Below are 20,525 nucleotides of genomic sequence, written 5' to 3'. Positions count from 1 at the left end.
ATACGCCCGGCCGGAAAAAGATTCAGGCGGTGCGGCCGGAGGCCGCCAGACCCGCCGTGAACAGCACGAGCACCGCCGCGAGGACCACGAGGAGCGGCCCGGACCAGGTGCCGGTCGCCTCGTGCACGGCGCCCACGACGGACGGCCCGGTCGCGGCGACGGTGTAGCCGCCGCCCTGGACCAGCGCGGACATCCGGCGGTTCTCGGTGAGGTCCCGCGCCCGCCGGACGACGAGGGAGAAGATCACGGTGATCCCGCCGCCCTGCGCGGCCCCGCCCAGCGCGCACCACACCGCCCAGCCCTCCGGGGCGAGCAGCAGGCCGAGCGGCAGCGCCGCCCACGCCGCGCAGACCACGGCCACGACGATCCGCGGCGAGGGGCACAGCCGCAGCAGCACGGGGACGCCGAAGGCGCCGACGATCGCCGCGACCTGGAAGACCGAGGAGCTCACGCCCGCCGCGGAGTCGCTCATCCCGAGCTCGTCGCCGAGCAGGAGCGGCAGCCAGGCCGTGACGCCGAAGTAGGCGAAGGCCTGGCCGGCGAACGCGATCGTGAGGCCCCAGACCACCGGGCGGCGCCACCACACGGGCCCGGCGACGGAGGCCTCGGCGGCCGCGTCGGCCGGCGTGCCCGCGCCCAACGACCGGGTCGCCCACCACCACACACCTGCCGCGACCAGCACCAGCACGCCCCAGGACGCCAGGGCGAAGCGCCAGTCCGTGGCACCCGCGATCGGCACGGTCAGCGAGAGCGTGATCATCGAGCCGATGTTGAGCGCGGCCGTGTACATGCCGAGCACGGCGCCGGCCTGCCGCGGCAGGTCCCGCCCGATCACCACCGGCACCGCCACGTTGCCGACGGTGATCGCCGCGCCGATCAGCAGCGTCCCGGCGACCGCGGCCGGCAGCCCGTCGAGGGAACGGACGATCGTCCCGCCGAGCAGCACGCCCAGCGCGACCAGCACGCCGCGGCCGAGCCCGGTGCGCGCCAGCAGCGCCGACGCCAGCGGGGTGGCCAGCCCGAAGCACAGCACCGGGAGGCTGGTGAGCAGACCGGCCGTGCCGGCGTCGATCCCCAGGTCCGCGCGGATCGCCTCGGTGACCGGCGAGACGGCGACGATCGGACCGCGCAGGTTCAGCGCGAGCAGCAGGATCGCGGCGACGAGCAGGGCGGGGGCGACGGTCCGGGGCGGGGCTGCGGTGGGGGCGGGAGCGGCAGTTTCGTGCGTGGCGGTCACTGGTTTCATCCTTGCAGTGCGAAACCACGACGTCACGCGGTCGTGAGCGAGGGAACTGGCGTGGGCCCGTGGACGAGACGCACGACACGACGGTCGCGGTGGTGGCGGTCGCTGTAGCCGCTCAGTCCTCGCGGCGCTGGTAGACGTCCGGGATCCCGTCGGCGTCGGAGTCGACCGCCTCCTCCGCCTCCATCCGCCGGTAGCGGGCGTTGCGGATGCGCAGGATCACGCTCGCGACCAGCGCCGAGAGCAGCGAGCCGGTGAGCACGCCGATCTTCACCTCGCCGTCGATCGCCGAGCCCGGGCCGAAGGCCAGCTCGCCGATCAGCAGTGACACCGTGAACCCGATTCCGCCGAGCACCGAGAGGCCGAGCACGTCCCACCAGCTCAGGCCCTCGGCGAGCTGCGCCCGGGTGAACCGCTGGACCGCCCAGGTCGCGCCGAGCACGCCCACCGTCTTGCCCACGAACAGGCCCAGGACCACCCCGAGGGTGACCGGGTGCAGGAAGGCGCCGACGCCGGCGTCGACCACGGACACCCCGGCCGCGAAGAACGCGAAGACCGGCACGGCGACGCCCGCCGACAGCGGCCGGAACCGGTGCTCGAAGTGCTCGGCCAGGCCCGGCCCGGGTCCCGCGGCGCGCCGCACCACCGGCACGGCGAACCCGAGCAGCACCCCGGCGACCGTGGCGTGCACCCCGGAGGCGTGCACCAGCCCCCAGGTGAGGGCGGCGAGCGGGAGCAGCAGCCACCAGGACCGGACCCGCCGCTGCACGAGCACCGCGAACAGCGCGAGCGGGACCAGCGCCAGCAGCAGCGGCAGCGGGTGCAGGTCGTCGGTGTAGAAGATCGCGATGATCGTGATGGCCAGCAGGTCGTCGACCACGGCGAGGGTGAGCAGGAAGGTGCGCAGGGCCGAGGGCAGGTGCGTGGAGATCACCGCGAGCACGGCCAGGGCGAACGCGATGTCGGTGGCGGTCGGGATGGCCCAGCCGACGGCCGTGCCCGCCCCCAGGTTCAGCGCGGTGAAGATCACGGCCGGCACGATCATGCCGCCGACCGCCGCGGCCACCGGCAGCGACGCCCGCCGGGGATCGCGCAGGTCCCCGGCCACGAACTCGCGCTTGAGCTCCAGCCCGGCCACGAAGAAGAAGACCGCCAGCAGCCCGTCCGACGCCCACGCCGCGAGCGTGAGGTCGAGGTGGAGCGCAGCCGGCCCGACCGTGATCGCGCCGAGCGCCGAGTAGGCCCCGCGCCACGGCGAGTTCGCCCAGATCAGCGCGACGACGGCCGCCCCGACGAGCAGCAGCCCGCCCACGGTCTCGGTGCGGAGCAGGTCGCCGATGCGGCGGGCCTCGGGCCAGGTGCCGCGGTCGAACAGGCGGGCGGGACGGCTCACGACGGTTGGCCTCTCGGTGTGCGGGCACGGCGGGACGGACGCCGACCAGACTTCCCGGCACACCGCGGGCCACCCTACGGCACGCCTTGCGCACGCGAAAAGCGAAAATGTGGCATCTTCGGTATCGACGCAGGTGAGGAGGCCCCGTCATGACCGGTGCCGGCATCGGGTCCGCCCGTGGCCGCAGGCCCACGTCCGCCCCGGCCACCGCAGGGGAGATCTTCGCGCTCATCCGGCAGGGTGCCGTCGCCACCCGGACCGAGATCGGCCGGGCGACCGGGCTGTCCCGGACCGCCGTGGCCGCCCGGGTGGACCGGCTCCTCAAGGAGGGCCTGGTCACGGAGGTGCAGGGGGGCGCCGCGACCGGGGGCCGGCCCGCCGCCCGGCTCGCCTTCCACACCGCCGGGGGCACGGTGCTGGCCGCGTCCGTCGGCGTCAGCCGGACCTCGCTCGCCGTCTGCGACCTCGCCGGGACCGTCCTGGCCCAGGACTCGGTGCGGATGCGGGTGCGCAGCGGGCCCGAGGCCGTGCTGGAGGCGGTCGGCGACCGGCTGGCCCGGCTCGTCCAGGAGACCGGCAGCGACCCGGCCCAGGTGCGCGGCATCGGGCTGTCGATCCCCGGCACCGTCGACTCCGTCGCGGGGTGCAGCATCGGCGTCCCGGTGCTGCCGGGCTGGGCCGAGGTCAAGCTGCCGCCGCTGCTCACCGACCGGTTCCCGGTGCCGGTGCGGGTGGACAACGACGTGAACGTCATGGCCATCGCCGAACAGCACGCGCACCCCGGCATCGACGACCTGCTGGTGGTGAAGGTCTCCACGGGGATCGGCGCCGCGGTGGTGAGCGGGGGCACGCTGCAGCGGGGCGCCCGGGGGTCGGCCGGCGAGATCGGCCACACCCAGATCGCCGACGGGCCGGGCACGCCGTGCCACTGCGGCAACGTCGACTGCCTGGAGATCCTGGCCAGCGGCAGCGCGCTCATCCGCGACCTTACCGCGCGCGGGCGCACCGTCGACACCGTGTCCGGGGTCGTCGACCTGGTGCGCAGCGGGGACGCCGAGGCCGTCCGGCTGGTGCGCACCGCCGGGCGGCGGATCGGCGAGGTGCTGGCCTCGGCCGTGAACCTGCTCAACCCGGCGGTGATCACCGTGGGCGGCGACCTCGTCGGCGCCTACGAGCCGCTGGTCGCGGGCATCCGGGAGTCGGTCTTCAAGCGGTCGGTCGCCACCGCCACGCAGACGCTGCGGGTGGAGCCGGGCGCACTGGCCGGGCGCAGCGGGGTGACCGGCTGCGCGATCCTCGTGCTGGACCAGGTGCTGTCCCCCTCGGCGGTCGACGACGTCCTGGCCCAGCACGACCTCACCCCGCCGGACTGACCGCCGGGGCCCGGTAGCCGACGAACTCCAGCTCGCGCGAGACCGTGAAGCCGAGGTGCTCGTAGAGCCGGATGGCCGCGGTGTTGGTCGCGGCGGCGTGCAGGAAGGGCAGCTCCCCCCGCTCGCGGATCACCGCGCCCACCGCCCGGACGAGCCGGGCCGCCAGCCCCTGCCCGCGCGCGGCGGGGTCGGTGCACACCGCGGAGATCTCGGTGCCGCCCGGCACCCGCATGCGCTCCCCCGCCATCGCGACCAGCGCGCCGTCGCGGCGGATGCCGAGGTAGGTGCCGAGCTGGATCGTCCGCGGCAGGAACGGGCCGGGCTTCGTCCGGGCGACCAGGTCCAGCATCTCGGCCACGTCCGCGGGCCCGAGGCGCACGGCCTCCGGGTCGGGGGCGACCTCCAGCGCGTCGCCGGTCATCTGCACCCCGGGCAGGTCCATGCCGGTCTCCCAGCCCACGGGCGCCTCGCGGCGCGGGCCGGCCAGCACCGCGGACCCGCCGGGACCGCTCACCGCGGCGAGGTCGGCCCAGTCCTCCGGGGTGGGGTCCAGCGGCAGCCCGGCGAACGGGGTGACGTCCGGCTGGTAGCGGGCCGCGCGGCCGCGGAGGTCGGCGAAGGCGCGGTGCGGCCCGGTGAGGGCGGCGAGGACGGGGTTGCCGAGAGGTCCGGTCGTGTCATCGGGGGACGGGAGAGCCACGAGATCCATCCTGCCTCGCCCTCGGGGTATAGCGTTCCGACGGCTGCACACTCCGGCACGACCAGGTTGGAGCATCCTCCGTGACGCAGGCATCGACCCCCGCCGTGGTCGGCGGCACGTCCGTCCACCGCACCCGCGGCCGGCTGTCCGACGGCCGGGAGATCCTCTGGTACGACCGGGAGCCGGGCCGGGTGCCCGGCACGGACGGGCGCGGCCTGCCCGAGGTCCACACGGTGTCGCAGATCCGCTACGACGAGCTGCTCGACGAGTGGGTGGCGATCGCGAGCCACCGGCAGACGCGCACGTTCCAGCCCTCCGGCGGGGCGGACCAGTGCCCGCTGTGCCCGACGGTCCCGGGCCGCGTCACCGAGGTGCCCACCCCGGACTACGAGACGGTGGTGTTCGAGAACCGCTTCCCGTCGTTCTCCGGCGGGGTCGGCCGGGCCGAGGTGGTCTGCTTCACCAGCGACCACGACGGCCGCTTCGGCGCCCTGCCGCCGGACCGCGTCCGGCTCGTGATCGACACGCTGGCGGACCGCACCGCCGAGCTCTCCGCCCGCCCGGACGTCGAGCAGGTCTTCCCGTTCGAGAACCGCGGCGAGGAGATCGGGGTGACCCTCGCCCACCCGCACGGGCAGATCTACGGGTACCCGTTCGTCACGCCGCGGACCCGGCAGCAGCTGGAGTCCGCCCGCCGGTACCGGACGCGGACGCGGGGCAACCTCTACGCCGACATCCTCGAGCGGGAGCGGACCGAGGGCGACCGGGTGGTCACCGAGACCCGGCACTGGACCGCGTTCGTCCCCAAGGCCGCGCGCTGGCCCGTCGAGGTGCACCTCTACCCCCACCGCGGCGCCCCGGACCTGCCGGACCTCACGGACGTCGAGCGCACCGACCTCGCCACGATCTGGCTCGACGTGCTCGGCCGGCTGGAGCTCTTCCACGGCCGTCCCCTCCCCTACATCGCGGCGTGGCACCAGGCCCCGGTGCGCACGGACCGCGACCTCGCCTGGCTGCACCTCGAGCTGTTCTCGATCCTGCGGGCGCCGAACAAGCTCAAGTTCCTGGCCGGCTCCGAGTCCGGCATGGGCGTGTTCATCAACGACACCACCCCCGAGGACGTCGCCGCGCGGCTGCGCGAGCTGGGCCCCGGTCAGGACGGCGCCGTGACGGGCGGGGCGGGGGCATGAGCGTCGCCACCCGGTTCGCCGAGGTCTACGGCCACGACCCGGCCGGGGTGTGGGCGGCGCCGGGCCGGGTCAACCTGATCGGCGAGCACACCGACTACAACGACGGCTTCGTGCTGCCCCTGGCCCTGGACCGGCGGACCCGCGTCGCCGCCGAGCTCGCCCGGGGCGCCACGACGGTCCGCTCGTCCCGCGAGGCGGAGCCCGTGACGTTCGCGGCGGAGACGGTCGCGCCGGGCGAGGTCACCGGGTGGGCCGCCTACGTGGCCGGGGTGGTCTGGGCCTTCCGCCAGGCGGGGTTGCCCGTCGCGGACCTCGACCTGTTCGTGCAGGGCGACGTGCCGGTGGGGGCCGGGCTGTCGTCGTCCGCCTCTCTGGAGTGCGCGGTCGCGGTGGCGCTGTGCGAGCTGACCGGCACCGGCCTCGACCTCACCGAGATCGCGCACCTCGCCCGGCGCGCGGAGAACGAGTTCGTCGGCGCGCCCACCGGCGGGATGGACCAGATGGCCGCGATGCACGGCGTGGCGGACCGGCTCGTCTTCCTCGACACCCGGGACGACCACGTCGAGCTGATCCCGTTCGCGCTGGCCACGCACGGGCTGCGGCTGCTGGTGATCGACACCCGGGCCCCCCACCAGCTCGTCGACGGCCAGTACGGCGCCCGCCGCGCCGACTGCGCGAAGGCAGCCGAGCTGCTGGGGGTGCCGGCGCTGCGGGACGCGACCGTCGCGGCGGTGGAGAGCCTCACCGACGAGCGCCTGCGCCGGCGGGCCCGGCACGTGGTGACCGAGGACGAGCGGGTGCTCGAGGTGGTCGGGCGGCTGCGGGCGGGGAAGGACCCGCGCGCGATCGGGCCGCTGCTGTCGGCCTCGCACACGTCGATGCGGGAGGACTTCGAGATCACGGTCCCGCACGTCGACGTCGCCGCCGCCGTGGCCGAGGAGGCCGGCGCGCACGGGGCCCGGATGACGGGCGGCGGGTTCGGCGGCTGCGTGATCGCGCTGGTCGACGCCGAGGCCGGCGACGGGGTCACGGGCGCGGTCACGGCCGCCTACGCCGAGCGCGGCTGGGAGCCGCCGGTGGTCTTCGACGCCGTGGCCGCCGACGGTGCGGGGCGCGCATGACGCCGTGTCCGTGCGGGTCGGGCGAGCCCTACGGGGCCTGCTGCGGGCGTCTGCACGCCGGCGAGCGGGCGGTGACCGCCGAGCAGCTGATGCGCAGCCGGTTCGCGGCCTTCGCGGTGGGCGACGAGGAGTACCTGCGGCGGACCTGGCACCGGTCGACCCGGCCGCGCCGGCTGGACCTCGACCCGGCCGTGCGGTGGACGCACCTGGAGATCGTGGGCCGGGTGGCGGGCGGCCCGCTGGACACCGACGGGATCGTCGAGTTCCGGGCCCACCACCGGGTCGGCGGCCGGCCGGGGGTGCAGGCCGAGCGCAGCCGGTTCGTCCGCGAGGACGGGGCCTGGCTCTACCTCTCCGCCGAGTAGCGGCTGGTCAGCGGCCGGACCAGAGCGGCTCGTAGCGCGCCCATTCGCGGGCCCAGGCGGCGTGGTTGCGGGCGGCGCACCGGGCGTGGACGAGGGCGCGCAGGCCGAGCAGCACCAGCACCCCGACCAGGAGCACGAGCAGCCCGCCGACGACGCCCGTGACCGCGGCCTGCAGCGCGTCGACCGGCGGCGGGGCGATCGCGCCGCTGCTGCGGTCCACCCACACCGGCACGGTCGACCCGGCCGGCTGGGAGCCGAGGACCGGCACGGTCCCGGTGTGCACGCGGCCGTCCGGCGCCGTCCAGGAGGCGGGGGCGGTGACCTGCGCGGTGCTCGCGGCGGCGTCGACACCGATCGCCCCGTCGACGGGCTCGAGGAGGGTGGCCTCGACCGAGATCCGGTTCACGGCGTCGGCCCGGGCCTGCTCCAGCCCGTTCCCGTGCAGCTGCAGCCCGGTCAGCACCGCGACGGCGACGAGGACCAGACCGAGCACGCCGAGGAGCCAGGAGGCCGCCGACTCGACGCGGTCCGTCGCCCGCCGGGGGATCCGGTCGGTCCCGACCGCGGAGTACGGGTGCGGGCGGTCCGAATGATCCGGATTCCCTGGCCGGTGGGGTTGCACGTTCGGGGTTCCTCTCCACGGGGATACCTCCACGGTGCGCCCGGCCGCGGATCCCGGCAACGTGAGTGAGACCCACTTGACCGTGGGATCCGTCACCATGGGGAAGCGGGCCGTCACCGACCGTTCACCGAAGGTTCTCGGCCTCCGGCGGCCGCGGGGCGCCCCAGGCGAGCGCCAGGAGGAGCCGCGAGCGGTTCTCCGGATCGTCGAGCTGGGGGCCGAAGAGCTCGTGCAGCCGCGCCAGGCGGTAGCGCACCGTCTGCGGGTGGACGTGCAGCTCGGCGGCCATGGCCTGGCGGTCACCCAGATGGCGGAGGTAGGCCGAGAGCGTCTCGCACAGCCGCTCCCGCGAGGCCGGCGCCGAGGCCTCGAGCGGGCGGAGCACCTGGGCGCGCAGCACCTCCAGCAGCCGCGAGTCGCGGTGCACGATGATCGCGTCGAGGTGCTCCTCGGCGAAGACGGGGTCCTCGGGCAGCACCCCGGTGCGCTGCAGCCGGGCCGCGACCTCGGCGATGTGCAGGCTGGCCGGAAGCCGGTCCGGCGACACCGTGGGCCCGACGACCGCGCGGGTGCCGCGCAGCATCCCCGTGAGCCGCTGCCGCCGCCCGCTCTGCGCCGGGTCCGGCACGATCGCCCCGGACAGCCGCGCCCGGTTGATCATCAGCGACGCCGGGTCGAACCGGGACAGCAGGCCGTGGCCGAGCAGGCTGTCGTCCTGCACCAGGACCACCGCGACCTCCTGCGGCACCTGCCAGCCGGCCCGGGCCGCGGCGGCCTGCACGGCACCCTCGGTGGCGCGGTCGGAGAGCAGCAGCTCCACCAGCTCCTCGCGCAGCCGCTCGCGGGCGACCGCGGCCTCGGACTGCTCGAGCACGAAGCCGTGCGCCGCCGACGACGACAGCCGGTCGACGAACGCGAACACGCCCTCGGCCAGCCCGGCCAGCACCGCCGGCTCCAGGTGCAGCTCCACCGCCACCAGCGCGACGTGCCGCCAGAACACCCGCGCCCCGAGCTGGAAGGCCGACAGCAGCGTGGAGACGTCCCGGCCCTCCCGCCACTGCGTGCGGCCGATCTCCTCGAACAGCTCCTGCTCGCCGAACCCGGACGGGTACTCCCCCGTGACCTCGGGATCGGCCGCGATCTCGCTGCTGACCGCGACCAGCCGGTGCAACGCGTGGTGCGCCGCCGCGGCGACCTCCGTGCGATTCGCGTCGACGAACCGGGCGTAATCCGGCCATTCGGTCAACAATGCCGCGCTGACCTCCTCCAGCACGGCCGGGACGCGCGCGAGCAGGGCGTCGACGAGGTCGTCCGTTCCGGCGCGCGGCATCTCCACACGGAGGTTGTACGCCCGGAGGGGCGAAGGGCGCAGCCCTTTTGTACGTCCGTGACAATTCTGGCCCGGAAGAATTAACACGCGTTGAGGAGAGTCCCACCGCCTTCCTGCGACACGATCAGCGGCGTGGGACGGGGGAACGGAACGCCCGTGGGGGCGTCGGCAGGCGTGCGCGCCGGCGGGGCCGAGGCCGGCCGGCGGGCCGCGCCCGACCCGTCCGCCGTGGTCCCGGCCGATCCCGCGGGAGCCGACCGGCTGCGCGCGGCCGAGTCCGCCGAGAACTTCCCCGTCGCGATGCGGGTCCTGCCCACGCGGTATCGCCGCAGGTTGCGGGCGGTGTACGACGTCGTCCGGATGATCGACGACCTCGGCGACGAGGGCGCCGGCACCCCCGCCGAGCGGATCGCCGCGCTCGAGGCCTTCCGCGCCGACCTGCACGCGCCCGCGCCCACCCGGCCGGTGCTGCGCCGGCTGGCCGAGGTCGCGCCGGACCTGCCGGCGGAGCCGTTCGACCGGCTCCTCGACGCGAACGTCCTGGACCAGCAGCAGTCGACGTACGACACCTGGGACGCGCTCCTCGGCTACTGCGCCTTGTCCGCCGACCCCATCGGGCGGCTCGTCCTGGCCATCTTCGAGGTGCCCGCGGACGGCGGGATCGAGCACGCCTCCGACGCCGTCTGCACCGCGCTGCAGCTCCTCGAGCACCTGCAGGACGTCCGGGAGGACCGTGGCCGGGGCCGGATCTACCTGCCGGCCGCGGACCGCGCGGCGTTCGGGGTCACGGAAGCCGACCTCGACCGCCCCGTGGCCACCGCGGAGCTGCGCGCGCTCGTCCGGCACGAGACGCAGCGCGCCGAGCAGCTCCTCGACGCCGGCACGCCGATCGTCGGCGCCCTGCACGGGTGGGCGCGGCTCGCGGTGGCGGGCTACGTCGCCGGCGGCCGCGCGGCGGCCGACGCCCTGCACCGGGTCGACGGCGAGGTCCTCGGCCGTGCCGCCGAGGCCGCGCACAGCAGGAAACGGGATGTCCTGCGGCACCTGCCCGCGGTACTCCTGCAGTCCCGACGACCCGGCCGCCCGCGCGGGACCCGGCCCCGACCGGATCTCCCGCGCCCGACCCCCCGGAGCTGCCGATGACCGACCCCTCCCGGCCGGCCGCCACCACCGCCGCCCCGACCGAGCGCTCCCCCGCCGGCGACGGCACCGCCACCGACCGCGACACACTGACCGACACCGGCACCGACAACACCGACACCGACACCGACACCGACACCGACCGCACCGACTACACCGCCGACCTCTCCGCCGCCTACGCCGCCTGCGAGGAGATCACCCGCCGCGAGGCCCGCAACTTCTCGTACGGGATCCGCCTCCTGCCGACCCCGAAACGGGCCGCGCTCTCGGCCGTCTACGCCCTCGCCCGTCGCATCGACGACATCGGCGACGGCGACTTCGACCCGCCCGGCGGCGCCGTCGCGGTCTCGTTCGCGCAGAAGGCCGCCGCGCTCGCCGCGGTCAGGGCCTCGGTCCAGGCGATGCGGGAGCAGACCCCCGATCCGTTCGACCCGGTGCTGGTCGGCGTCACCGACGCCGCCCGCCGTTATCCGATCCCGCTCGGCGCCTTCGAGGAGCTGGTCGACGGCGTCGAGGCCGACGCCCGGATGGACCACGCCGCGGAGCAGCTCGGCGGAGACGGAGCTCGCGGAGTCGACCGTCAGATCGACGGAGCTCGCGGAGTCGACCATCAGAACGAGGCCGCGCGTCCGCACGCCACGTTCGACGACATGACGGTCTACTGCCGGCAGGTCGCGGGCTCGGTGGGCCGGCTCTGCCTGGGCATCTTCGGCTCCCGCCCCGACGAGCACGCCGTGGAGTACGCCGACCGGCTCGGCATCGCCCTGCAGCAGACCAACATCCTCCGCGACCTCCGCGAGGACCTGCGCAACGGCCGGGTCTACCTGCCCACCGAGGAGCTCGCGCGGTTCGGCGCCGAGCTCCGCCTCGACGCGGCCGGCGCCCTCGACGACCCGGACGGCGCCCTCGCCGCCTACATCCGCTTCGCCGCGGACCGGGCGCGCGACTGGTACGCCGAGGGGCTGAAGCTGCTCCCGCTCCTCGACCGGCGCAGCGCCGCCTGCGCCGGGGCGATGGCGGGCATCTACCGGCGCCTGCTGGAGGACATCGCCGCCGATCCGCGATCCGTCTACGCGCAACGGCGGTCGCTGTCCGGGGCGCAGAAGATCGGCGTGGCGCTCCGCGCCCTGGCGGGGCGGACGGTGTGACGGGCGCGGCGCGGGTCGCGGTCGTCGGCGGGGGGCTCGCCGGCGTCGCCGCCGCGCTCCGGTGCGCCGAGGCGGGGCTCGCCGTCACGCTGCTCGAGTCGCGCGCCCGGCTCGGCGGGGTGGCCGGCTCGTTCACCCGCGGGGAGCTCGCGGTCGACACCGGCCAGCACGTCTTCCTCCGCTGCTGCACGGCCTACCGGGACTTCGTCGCGCGGATCGGCGCCGCGGACCTGATCATGATCCAGGAGCGGCTGGACATCCCGGTCCTGGCACCCGGCGCCGCTCCGGCCCGGCTGCGTCGCACCGGGCTGCCCGCCCCGCTGCACCTGGGAGGTGCCCTCCTGCGCTACCGGCACCTTCCCGTCGCCGACCGGTTCCGGCTGGTCCGGGCGGCCCTGGCGCTCGGCGCGGTCGACCGCGCGGACCCCGCCACGGACGCCCGGTCCTTCGGCGACTGGCTGGCCGCCCACGGACAGGGCCGCCGGGCCGTCGACGCGCTCTGGGACCTGGTCGGCATCGCCACCCTGAACGCCCGGGCCGGCGACGCGTCGCTCGCGCTCGCCGCCACGGTCTTCCAGCTCGGCCTGCTCACCGACGCCGCCGCCGGCGACATCGGCTGGGCCACCGCGCCGCTCGGCGCGATCCACGACGACGCCGCCCGCCGCGCCCTCGCGGCGGCCGGTGTGGAGGTGAGGAGGTCCGCAAGGGCGCGGGCGCTGGTGCAGGACGCGACCCGGCCTGGAGGCCGGTGGCGGGTCCCGGTGGGAACTGCCGACGGAGAGGAGGAGCTCGTGACCGACCGGATCGTGTGCGCCGTACCGCCGGGCCCGGCGGAGCGGCTGCTGCCCGCGGGGGCGCTGCCGCTGCCCGGGGGCTGGGCCGACCGGCTGGGCAGCACCCCCATCGTCAACGTGCACGTCGTCTACGACCGCCGGGTCCTCGGCCCCGGGGTCGGCACCGGGATCGCTGCCGGCTTCGCCGCGGGCGTCGACACGCCCGTGCAGTGGGTCTTCGACCGGACCGGCCAGTCCGGCGCCGCCTCGGTGTACGGCCCGCGGGCCCAGTACCTCGCCGTGTCGCTCTCGGCCGCCGACGACCTCGTCGGGCTGCCCGCGGCCACGCTGCGCGAGCGGTACCTCCCGGCCCTGGAGGCGCTGCTGCCGGCCGCCCGGGACGCGGTGGTCCTCGACTCGTTCGTGACCCGGGAGCCGCACGCCACCTTCCGCGGCGCCCCCGGCCAGGCGGCGCTGCGCCCCGGCCCCCGCACCGCCCTGCCCGGGCTCTACGTCGCCGGCGCGTGGACCGACACCGGCTGGCCCGCGACGATGGAGGGCGCGGTGCGCAGCGGCGAGGCCGCCGCCGAGGCCCTCCTCGCCGACGCGGCGGCCGTACCCGCGGAGGTGGCCGCGTGACCGCCGTCCTCGGGACCGCCGACACCGCCGCGGCCGGCCCGGACGTGCCGGCCCTGCTCGCGGGCTGCCGGGACGCCGTCACGCCCGCGCTGAAGGCCGCCGTCGCCCGGCTCGACACCGCCAGCCGCGAGCAGGCCGAGTACCACCTGGGCTGGGTGGAGCTCGACGGTTCGCCGGGCCGCGGCGGCGGCAAGGCCGTGCGGCCCGCACTGGCGCTGCTCTCCGCCCGGGCCGCCGGCGCGCCGGCCGGGACCGGGATCGCCGGGGCCGTGGCCGTGGAGCTGGTGCACAACTTCTCCCTGCTCCACGACGACCTCATGGACGGCGACACGGAGCGCCGGCACCGCCCGACCGTCTGGGCCCGCTGGGGCGCGGCCTCGGCCATCCTCTGCGGCGACGCCCTGCTGGCGCTGGCCACCGAGGTGCTGCTCGAGGACCCGTCCCCGCACGCGGCCGAGGCGGCCCGGCTGATCGCCACCACCACCCGCGAGCTGATCCGCGGGCAGGCGGAGGACGTCGCCTTCGAGGAGCGCACGGACGTCGGCGTCGACGAGTGCCTGTCGATGGCGGCCGGCAAGACCGGCTCGCTGCTGGCCACCAGCGCGGCGATCGGTGCGGTGCTGGCCGGGGCCCCGCCGGCCGCGGTGACCGGCCTGCGGGAGTACGGCGCGGCGATCGGGTTGGCCTTCCAGCTCGTCGACGACCTGCTGGGGATCTGGGGCGACCCGGCGGTCACCGGCAAGCCCGTGCTGTCGGACCTGCGCTCGCGCAAGAAGTCCCTGCCCGTGACCTTCGCCGTGCAGCGCGGCGGGGCGGCCGGGCGGGAGCTGGCCGCGTGGCTCGCGCGCTCGGGCGAGCAGACCGAAGAGGAGCTGCACGCGGCCGCCGACCTCGTCGAACGGGGCGGCGGGCGCGACTGGGCCGCCGCCGAGGCGCGGCGGCAGATGGACCTCGCCGAACGGGCCCTCACCGGTGCCGGGCTCGCCGGCGACCCCCGTGCCGAGCTCGTCGCGCTCGGCCGCCACCTCACGACCCGTAGCTTCTGACCAGGGAGAACTGGTGACCCTCACCGCACCGGAGACCAGCACCACCGAGGCCGGTGACGCGCGGCGGACGCTCGACGCGGCCGTCGGCTTCCTCAGGTCGATCCAGCACGAGCGCGGCTGGTGGCAGGGCGACCTCGAGACCAACGTGACCATGGACGCCGAGGACCTGCTCATGCGGGAGTTCCTCGGCATCCGCACGGCGCGGGAGACGGAGGAGGCCGCCCGCTGGATCCGCTCGCAGCAGCGGGAGGACGGCACCTGGGCGACCTTCGCGGGCGGGCCCGGCGACCTCTCCACGACGATCGAGGCCTGGGTCGCGCTGCGGCTGGCCGGGGACGACCCGGCCGAGCCGCACCTGCGCGCGGCGGAGAAGTTCTGCGTGGCCGACGGCGGGATCGAGCGCTCCCGGGTGTTCACCCGGATCTGGCTGGCGCTGTTCGGGCTGTGGTCGTGGGACGACCTGCCGAACATGCCCCCGGAGCTGATCTTCCTGCCGAAGTGGTTCCCGCTGAACGTCTACGACTGGTCCTGCTGGGCCCGGCAGACGGTGGTGCCGCTGACGATCGTCGCCACCCTGCGGCCCGCACGGCCGCTGCCCTTCGGCGTCGACGAGCTGCGCTCCGGGGCGGCCCCCGAGGCGTTCGACGCGCCGTGGACCTGGGCCGGTGCCTTCGAGCGGCTCGACGTCGGCCTGCACGCCTACGCGAAGCGGCCGATCGCGCCGTTGCGCCGGCTGGCGATGCGCCGCGGCGCCGAGTGGATCCTCGCCCGCCAGGAGGCCGACGGCGGCTGGGGCGGGATCCAGCCGCCGTGGGTCTACTCGCTGATCGCCCTGCACCTGCTCGGCTACCCGCTCGACCACCCGGCGATGAAGGCCGGGATCGAGGGCTTCGAGCGCTTCCTCGTCCGCCGGGAGACCCCGGACGGCACGATCCGCATGCTCGAGGCCTGCCAGTCCCCCGTCTGGGACACCTGCCTGGCGGTCACCGCCCTGCTCGACGCCGGCGTCCCCGCCGACGACCCGGACGTGGTCCGGGCCGCGACCTGGATGCTCGACGAGGAGATCCAGGGGGTCCGCGGCGACTGGGCGGTCCGCCGGCCCGACCTCCCCGTGGGCGGCTGGGCCTTCGAGTTCGACAACGACGGCTACCCCGACACGGACGACACCGCCGAGGTCGTGCTGGCCCTGCGTCGGGTGGCGCACCCCGACCCGGGGCGGCTGCGGGCGGCCGTCGACCGCGGCCTCGCCTGGACCGTCGGGATGCAGTCCTCCGACGGCGGCTGGGGCGCCTTCGACGCCGACAACACCCGCGAGCTCGTCACCAAGCTGCCGTTCTGCGACTTCGGTGCCGTGATCGACCCGCCGTCCGCCGACGTGACCGCGCACGTGGTCGAGATGCTCGCCCACGAGGGCCTGGCGGACGGCGAGGCCTGCCGGCGCGGGGTGCGCTGGCTGCTCGACCACCAGGAGTCCGACGGCTCGTGGTTCGGCCGGTGGGGCACCAACCACGTCTACGGCACCGGCGGCGTCGTGCCGGCGCTGGTCGCGGCCGGGATCCCCGCGTCCGACCCGGCGGTCCGGCGCGCGGTCGCGTGGCTCGAGCGCTACCAGAACGCCGACGGCGGCTGGGGCGAGGACATCCGCTCGTACTCCGACCCGAGCTGGATCGGCCGCGGCGAGTCCACGGCGTCGCAGACGGCGTGGGGGTTGCTCGCGCTGGTCGCGGCCGGGCAGGCGCGGTCGGAGGCGGCCCGCCGGGCCGTCGCGTTCCTCGCGAGCACGCAGCTCCCCGACGGCAGCTGGGAGGAGGAGATGTACACGGGCACCGGGTTCCCCGGCGCCTTCTACATCCGCTACCGGCTGTACCGCATGACGTTCCCCGTCTCCGCCCTCGGGCGCTGGTGCGAGGAGGTGGGCGCATGAGCACGCTCCGGGACCACCGGGCACTGGGACCGCCGGTCGTCTGTGCCCCGCTGGGGGTGGAACGCGCCGCCCTCCGCGGCGTGGTCGGCGACGCGTCGGTCGTCCGGACGGGCATGGGTCCGGCCCGCGCGCAGGCGTCGGCCGCGTGGATCGCCTCCGGCGGCCCGCGTCCGGTGCTGGTCACCGGCGTGGCCGGGGCCCTCGACACCGCGGTCCGAGCGGGCGACCTCGTGGTCGCCGACGAGATCCGGTTCACCGACTTCCGGGCGCCGGTGCCCGTCCCGACCGCCGCGGCGCTCGCCGCGGCGCTGCGCCGGCTCGGCCTGCGGGTGCACCTGGGGCCGATCGTGTCCTCGCCGACGGTGGTCGAGGGGGTGCGGCGCGCGGGGCTCGGTCGCGAGGGCGCCCTCGCCGTCGACATGGAGTCCGGGTGGCTCGCCGAGGCCTCGGCGGGCGGGCCGTTCGCGGTGGTCCGGGCGATCGTCGACACCCCGGAGGCGCCGCTGGTGCGGCCGGGCACGCCGATCCGCGGCTTCACCGCCCTGCGCGCCCTGCGCCGGGCCGCGCCCGCCCTGCGGGAGTGGTTCGCGGCGGCCGCCGCCCGCGAGGTCGTGCTCGCCGAGCCGCGCAGCTTCTGCGCCGGGGTGGAGCGGGCGATCGACATCGTCGACCGGGCGCTCGACCGCTATGGCGCCCCGGTCTACGTGCGCCGGCAGATCGTGCACAACGCCCACGTCGTGCGACGGCTGACCGAGCGCGGCGCGGTGTTCGTCCAGGAGGTCGGGGAGGTGCCCCGCGGCGCGACCTGCGTGCTCGCCGCGCACGGGGTCTCGCCCGCGGTCCGCGCCGAGGCCGTGGCCCGCGACCTCGCCGTCATCGACGCCACCTGCCCGCTGGTCGCCAAGGTGCACGCCGAGGTCAAGCGGCACACCGGCCGCGGCGAGACGGTCTTCCTCATCGGCCACTCCGACCACGAGGAGGTCGAGGGCACCGTCGGCGAGGCCCCCGCCGACATCGTCGTGGTCGAGGACGAGGCCATGGCCCACACGGTGACCGCGCCCGATCCGGGCCGGGTCGCCTACGCGATGCAGACCACCCTCGCGGTGGACGAGGCCGAACGGATCGCCGCGGTGCTGCGCGGCCGGTTCCCGGCCATCTCGACCCCCCGCCGCGACGACATCTGCTACGCCACCACGAACCGCCAGCGCGCCATCCGCGCGGTGGCCGCCGAGACCGACCTCGTGCTCGTCGTCGGCTCGGAGAACTCGTCGAACTCCCGCCGGCTGGCCGAGGTGGCCGCCCGCGCGGGTACCCCCGCCCACCTCGTCGACGACGTGGGCGGGATCGACCTGACCTGGCTCCGCGGGGCCCGGCGGGTCGGGGTCAGCGCGGGGGCGTCGGCGCCCCCGGAGCTCGTCGACGAGGTCGTGTCCTGTCTCTCCGGCCTCGGCCCGGTCGCCGTCACGACGACCACCACCGGGACCGAGGACGTCGTCTTCACCCTTCCCAAGGAGGTGAGCTGACCAGATGGCCATGCCACTGCGCCAGTCGATCCGTCTCGGTTCGTACCTGCTGAAGCAGAAGATCAAGGGAACCGAGAAGTTCCCGATCCTGGTCGAGCTCGAACCACTGTTCGCCTGCAACCTCAAGTGCAACGGCTGCGGGAAGATCCAGCAGCCCGCGCACCTGCTCAAGCAGCGCATGCCGGTCGAGCAGGCCGTGAACGCCGTCCTGGAGAGCGGCGCGCCGATGGTCTCCATCGCCGGCGGCGAGCCGTTGATGCACAAGGAGATCGACGTCATCGTCCGGCGGCTGCTGGACCTCGGCAAGATCGTCTTCCTGTGCACGAACGCGGTGCTCCTGCCCAAGCACCTGCACCGCTTCACCCCGCACAAGAACTTCGCCTGGATGGTCCACATCGACGGGCTGCGCGAGCGGCACGACGAGTCGGTGGCCAAGGAGGGCGTGTTCGACCAGGCCGTCGCCGCGATCCGGATGGCGCAGGAGGCCGGGTTCCGGGTCAACACGAACACCACGTTCTTCGACACGGACACCCCGCAGGACGTCATCGACGTGCTCGACTACCTCAACGACGAGCTGAAGATCGACAACATGCAGATCTCGCCCGGGTACGCCTACGAGAAGGCCCCGGACCAGGAGCACTTCCTGGGCGTGCAGCAGACGCGCGAGCTGTTCAAGAAGGCCTTCGACGGCGGCCGCCGCCGGAGGTGGCGGCTCAACCACTCGTCGGTCTTCCTGGACTTCCTCGAGGGGCGCCGCGACCTCGACTGCACGGCGTGGGCCATCCCGTCGTACTCGCTGCTCGGCTGGCAGAAGCCCTGCTACCTGCTCGACGACGGGTACGTGAAGACCTACCGCGAGCTCATCGACGACACCGACTGGGAGGCCTACGGGCGCGGCCGGGACGAGCGCTGCGCCAACTGCATGGCGCACTGCGGCTACGAGCCTTCTGCGGTGTTCGCCACACTCGGGTCGTTGCGGGACACCATCCGCACCGCCGCGGGCGCCTGACGACGGCTCCGGGGCAGGTCGACGGGCAGGTCAGCGGTGGCGGGGCGCGGGCTCACGGGGAGGTCACAACGGGCGACCGGCCCGTTATCTCCCCGTGACCCGGCCCGCTACACTCCGGCTCACGCGCTCGACGACGCGCGCGGACTGGTACCCCGAGCCGACAAGGACCTGCATGCCGGAGCACCGGATGACGACTCTGATCCATCTCCCCCCGATCGGATCCCTGTTACGCCACGCCGGACGCCCGCTCCTGGAGTCCACGCTGATCCCCCTCGCGCTGTTCTGGATCCTGTTCACGCACGCGGGGTTCGACGCCGGGATCATCGGGGCGCTGTCCTGGTCGGCGCTGGCCATCGGCCGGCGGGTCGTCACGCGGCGGAAGATCCCCGCGATCCTGTGGCTGACCACCGTCCTGCTCGTCGTCCGGACCGTGGTCGGGCTGTGGACCGGGTCCGCGTTCCTCTACTTCCTCCAGCCCACCGTGCAGAACTTCGTGTTCGCCGGGCTGCTGCTCGTCACGATCGGGCTGGAGCGGCCGCTGCTGGCCAAGCTGGCGGACGACTTCTGCGCCTTCCCCGACGCGCTCACCCAGCACCCGCGGATGAAGAGCTTCTTCAAGAAGGTCTCGCTGCTCTGGGCGGCGGTCTTCCTGGTCAACGGCGTGACCACGCTCGCCGTGCTGGCCACGCAGACCGTCGGCAACTTCCTCATGGTGTCCACGGCCGGCTCGTACTCGCTGGTCGCGGTGGGCATCGGGCTCTCGCTCTGGTGGTTCCAGCGCTCGCTGGCCGGCGAGGGCATCGGGCTGCGCATCGGGGTGCCGCAGCCCAAGCTCCGCGTGGGCTGACCCCGTCCTCACAGGCGGCGGGCCAGCTCCTCGAGCTCCGCGTCGAGCGTCCGCCGGGAGAACTCCCGGGCCCGCCGGCTCAGCTCCGCCCGGCCCTCGGGGTCGGCCCGCAGCCGCCGGACGGCCGCGGTGACGTCGGCGGGGCGGGGGCAGACCAGCGCCAGCCCCGCCTCTTCCGTCATCCGGGCCCCGGCGCGGCCGTGCCCCGGCACAGGGTTCGCGAACAGCACGGGGGTGCCGACGGCGAGCGACTCGCTCGCGATCATCCCGCCGGCCGTGGTGAGCACCAGGTCCGCCGCGGTGATCAGCTCGGGCACCCGGTCCGTCCAGCCCAGGGCGCTCAGCCCGGGCGCGCCCCGCGCCGCCAGCCGCACCCGCAACCGCTCGTTGCGCCCGCACAGCACCACGGCCTCGACCGGAGGGCCCTCCCCCGCCCCGCCGGCGAGCACGGCGTCGACCACGCCCTCCATGCCGCCGAAGGCCAGCGAGCCGCCGGTCACCAGGACCACGAACGCCGCCTCCGGCAGCCCGAGCGCCCGCCGGGTGGCCGCCCGGTCGCCGGGGTGGAAGCGCCGGTCGACGGCGGCGGGCGCCACCCGCACCTCGGCCTCCGGGACCAGGCCGGCGGCCTGCGCGCGGCTGGCCGGCAGCAACGTCCAGGTCTCGTCGACGTCCGCCCACACCCAGAAGGGGTGCACGGCGACGTCCGTGACCACCGCGACGCTGCGCGCGGGCAGCTGCCCGCGCCGGCGCAGCCAGGCCAGCCCGCCGCTGATCATCGGGTAGGTGGAGACCACCAGGTCCGGGTGCTCCTCGCGCAGCAGCGGGGCCAGGGAGCGACCCAGGCGCGCGGCCGCGACCCGCTTGCACAGCGCGGCGAACCGCGGGTGGCGCACGAGCAGGTCGTAGCCCAGCCCGTACAGGCCGGGGGCCCAGCGCATGGTGGCGGCGTAGGAGCGGCGCAGCACCGCGTCCCGCACCCCGCCGCGGCGCCCACCGCTCGCGCTCTCCACCTCGTGCACCTCGGCGGCGGGCCAGAGCTCCCGCATCCGCGCCGCCAGCGCGCGGGCCGCCGCCACGTGGCCCTCGCCCACCGGGGCCGACAGCACCAGCACCCGGCGCGGCGCGTCACCGTCCAT

At 75.5% G+C, this 20,525-nt stretch carries 18 protein-coding genes; 12 read left to right on the top strand and 6 right to left on the bottom strand.

Going from position 1 to position 20,525, the window contains the following annotated elements:
* Positions 1–22: 22 nt before the first annotated feature.
* Both PKE99_RS22220 and nhaA read right to left on the bottom strand, forming a co-directional pair.
* Positions 23–1,237: an MFS transporter gene (locus PKE99_RS22220; RefSeq protein ID WP_197040572.1), complete on the bottom strand. Its 1,215-nt coding sequence runs from the start codon at positions 1,235–1,237 to the stop codon at positions 23–25.
* Between the two features lie 121 nt (positions 1,238–1,358).
* On the bottom strand, positions 1,359–2,636 hold the full coding sequence (gene nhaA / locus PKE99_RS22215) for a Na+/H+ antiporter NhaA (RefSeq protein WP_037044414.1): 1,278 nt from the start codon (positions 2,634–2,636) through the stop codon (positions 1,359–1,361).
* A gap of 149 nt (positions 2,637–2,785) precedes the next feature.
* On the opposite strand from nhaA, the gene PKE99_RS22210 reads away from it, so the two are divergent.
* Positions 2,786–4,009, top strand: coding sequence for an ROK family transcriptional regulator (locus PKE99_RS22210; protein ID WP_051737246.1), 1,224 nt, complete (start codon positions 2,786–2,788; stop codon positions 4,007–4,009).
* Here the strand turns inward: PKE99_RS22210 and PKE99_RS22205 are convergent.
* Positions 3,993–4,709: a GNAT family N-acetyltransferase gene (locus PKE99_RS22205; RefSeq protein WP_231498165.1), complete on the bottom strand. Its 717-nt coding sequence runs from the start codon at positions 4,707–4,709 to the stop codon at positions 3,993–3,995. The genes PKE99_RS22210 and PKE99_RS22205 overlap by 17 nt on opposite strands.
* A gap of 80 nt (positions 4,710–4,789) precedes the next feature.
* Here PKE99_RS22205 and galT point away from each other — a divergent pair, with 80 nt between their 5' ends.
* From galT to PKE99_RS22190, 3 genes are read left to right on the top strand one after another with little or no spacing between them, the layout of a single operon-like run.
* Entirely contained in the window at positions 4,790–5,899 is a 1,110-nt protein-coding gene (galT, locus tag PKE99_RS22200) for a galactose-1-phosphate uridylyltransferase (RefSeq protein WP_425566487.1), read from the top strand.
* The gene (galK, locus tag PKE99_RS22195) at positions 5,896–7,020 is read left to right on the top strand and encodes a galactokinase (RefSeq protein WP_037044409.1); all 1,125 of its coding nucleotides are present in this window, start codon (positions 5,896–5,898) and stop codon (positions 7,018–7,020) included. Before galT ends, galK begins: the two co-directional genes overlap by 4 nt.
* On the top strand, positions 7,017–7,385 hold the full coding sequence (locus PKE99_RS22190) for a YchJ family protein (protein ID WP_037044407.1): 369 nt from the start codon (positions 7,017–7,019) through the stop codon (positions 7,383–7,385). The genes galK and PKE99_RS22190 overlap by 4 nt, the downstream gene beginning before the upstream one ends.
* 7 nt (positions 7,386–7,392) lie before the next feature.
* On the opposite strand, the gene PKE99_RS22185 is transcribed toward PKE99_RS22190, so the two are convergent.
* Complete coding sequence (locus tag PKE99_RS22185; protein WP_425566488.1) at positions 7,393–8,106, bottom strand: Rv1733c family protein; 714 nt, start codon at positions 8,104–8,106, stop codon at positions 7,393–7,395.
* A 25-nt stretch (positions 8,107–8,131) separates the two neighbouring features.
* Positions 8,132–9,337, bottom strand: coding sequence for a PucR family transcriptional regulator (locus PKE99_RS22180; RefSeq protein WP_037044405.1), 1,206 nt, complete (start codon positions 9,335–9,337; stop codon positions 8,132–8,134).
* A 156-nt stretch (positions 9,338–9,493) separates the two neighbouring features.
* Between PKE99_RS22180 and hpnC the strand changes: the two genes are divergently transcribed.
* The 8 genes from hpnC (at position 9,494) to PKE99_RS22140 (ending at position 19,386) form a co-directional block, all read left to right on the top strand.
* Positions 9,494–10,480 carry a squalene synthase HpnC gene (hpnC, locus tag PKE99_RS22175; RefSeq protein ID WP_051737243.1) on the top strand — a complete coding sequence of 329 codons (987 nt, stop codon included), beginning with the start codon at positions 9,494–9,496 and terminating at the stop codon, positions 10,478–10,480.
* Positions 10,477–11,625 carry a squalene/phytoene synthase family protein gene (locus PKE99_RS22170; RefSeq protein WP_197040571.1) on the top strand — a complete coding sequence of 383 codons (1,149 nt, stop codon included), beginning with the start codon at positions 10,477–10,479 and terminating at the stop codon, positions 11,623–11,625. The genes hpnC and PKE99_RS22170 overlap by 4 nt, the downstream gene beginning before the upstream one ends.
* Positions 11,622–13,037: a hydroxysqualene dehydroxylase HpnE gene (gene hpnE, locus PKE99_RS22165; protein WP_037044402.1), complete on the top strand. Its 1,416-nt coding sequence runs from the start codon at positions 11,622–11,624 to the stop codon at positions 13,035–13,037. Before PKE99_RS22170 ends, hpnE begins: the two co-directional genes overlap by 4 nt.
* Positions 13,034–14,083 carry a polyprenyl synthetase family protein gene (locus PKE99_RS22160; RefSeq protein WP_156067452.1) on the top strand — a complete coding sequence of 350 codons (1,050 nt, stop codon included), beginning with the start codon at positions 13,034–13,036 and terminating at the stop codon, positions 14,081–14,083. Before hpnE ends, PKE99_RS22160 begins: the two co-directional genes overlap by 4 nt.
* 13 nt (positions 14,084–14,096) lie before the next feature.
* Positions 14,097–16,007, top strand: coding sequence for a squalene--hopene cyclase (shc, locus tag PKE99_RS22155; RefSeq protein WP_037044400.1), 1,911 nt, complete (start codon positions 14,097–14,099; stop codon positions 16,005–16,007).
* The gene (gene ispH / locus PKE99_RS22150; protein ID WP_051737242.1) at positions 16,004–17,530 is read left to right on the top strand and encodes a 4-hydroxy-3-methylbut-2-enyl diphosphate reductase; all 1,527 of its coding nucleotides are present in this window, start codon (positions 16,004–16,006) and stop codon (positions 17,528–17,530) included. The genes shc and ispH overlap by 4 nt, the downstream gene beginning before the upstream one ends.
* A gap of 4 nt (positions 17,531–17,534) precedes the next feature.
* A complete protein-coding gene (gene hpnH, locus PKE99_RS22145; protein ID WP_037044397.1) occupies positions 17,535–18,539 on the top strand; it encodes an adenosyl-hopene transferase HpnH in 1,005 nt (334 codons plus the stop codon).
* Positions 18,540–18,726: 187 nt separating this feature from the next.
* The gene (locus PKE99_RS22140; RefSeq protein ID WP_231498164.1) at positions 18,727–19,386 is read left to right on the top strand and encodes a VC0807 family protein; all 660 of its coding nucleotides are present in this window, start codon (positions 18,727–18,729) and stop codon (positions 19,384–19,386) included.
* Between the two features lie 8 nt (positions 19,387–19,394).
* On the opposite strand, the gene PKE99_RS22135 is transcribed toward PKE99_RS22140, so the two are convergent.
* Complete coding sequence (locus PKE99_RS22135) at positions 19,395–20,525, bottom strand: MGDG synthase family glycosyltransferase (protein WP_037044392.1); 1,131 nt, start codon at positions 20,523–20,525, stop codon at positions 19,395–19,397.

Origin of the sequence: Pseudonocardia halophobica (assembly GCF_027922425.1) — a bacterium.
Lineage (GTDB): Bacteria > Actinomycetota > Actinomycetes > Mycobacteriales > Pseudonocardiaceae > Pseudonocardia > Pseudonocardia halophobica.
Note: the sequence above shows the minus strand (reverse complement) of the source record. Positions and strands in the feature narration are given on the sequence as shown.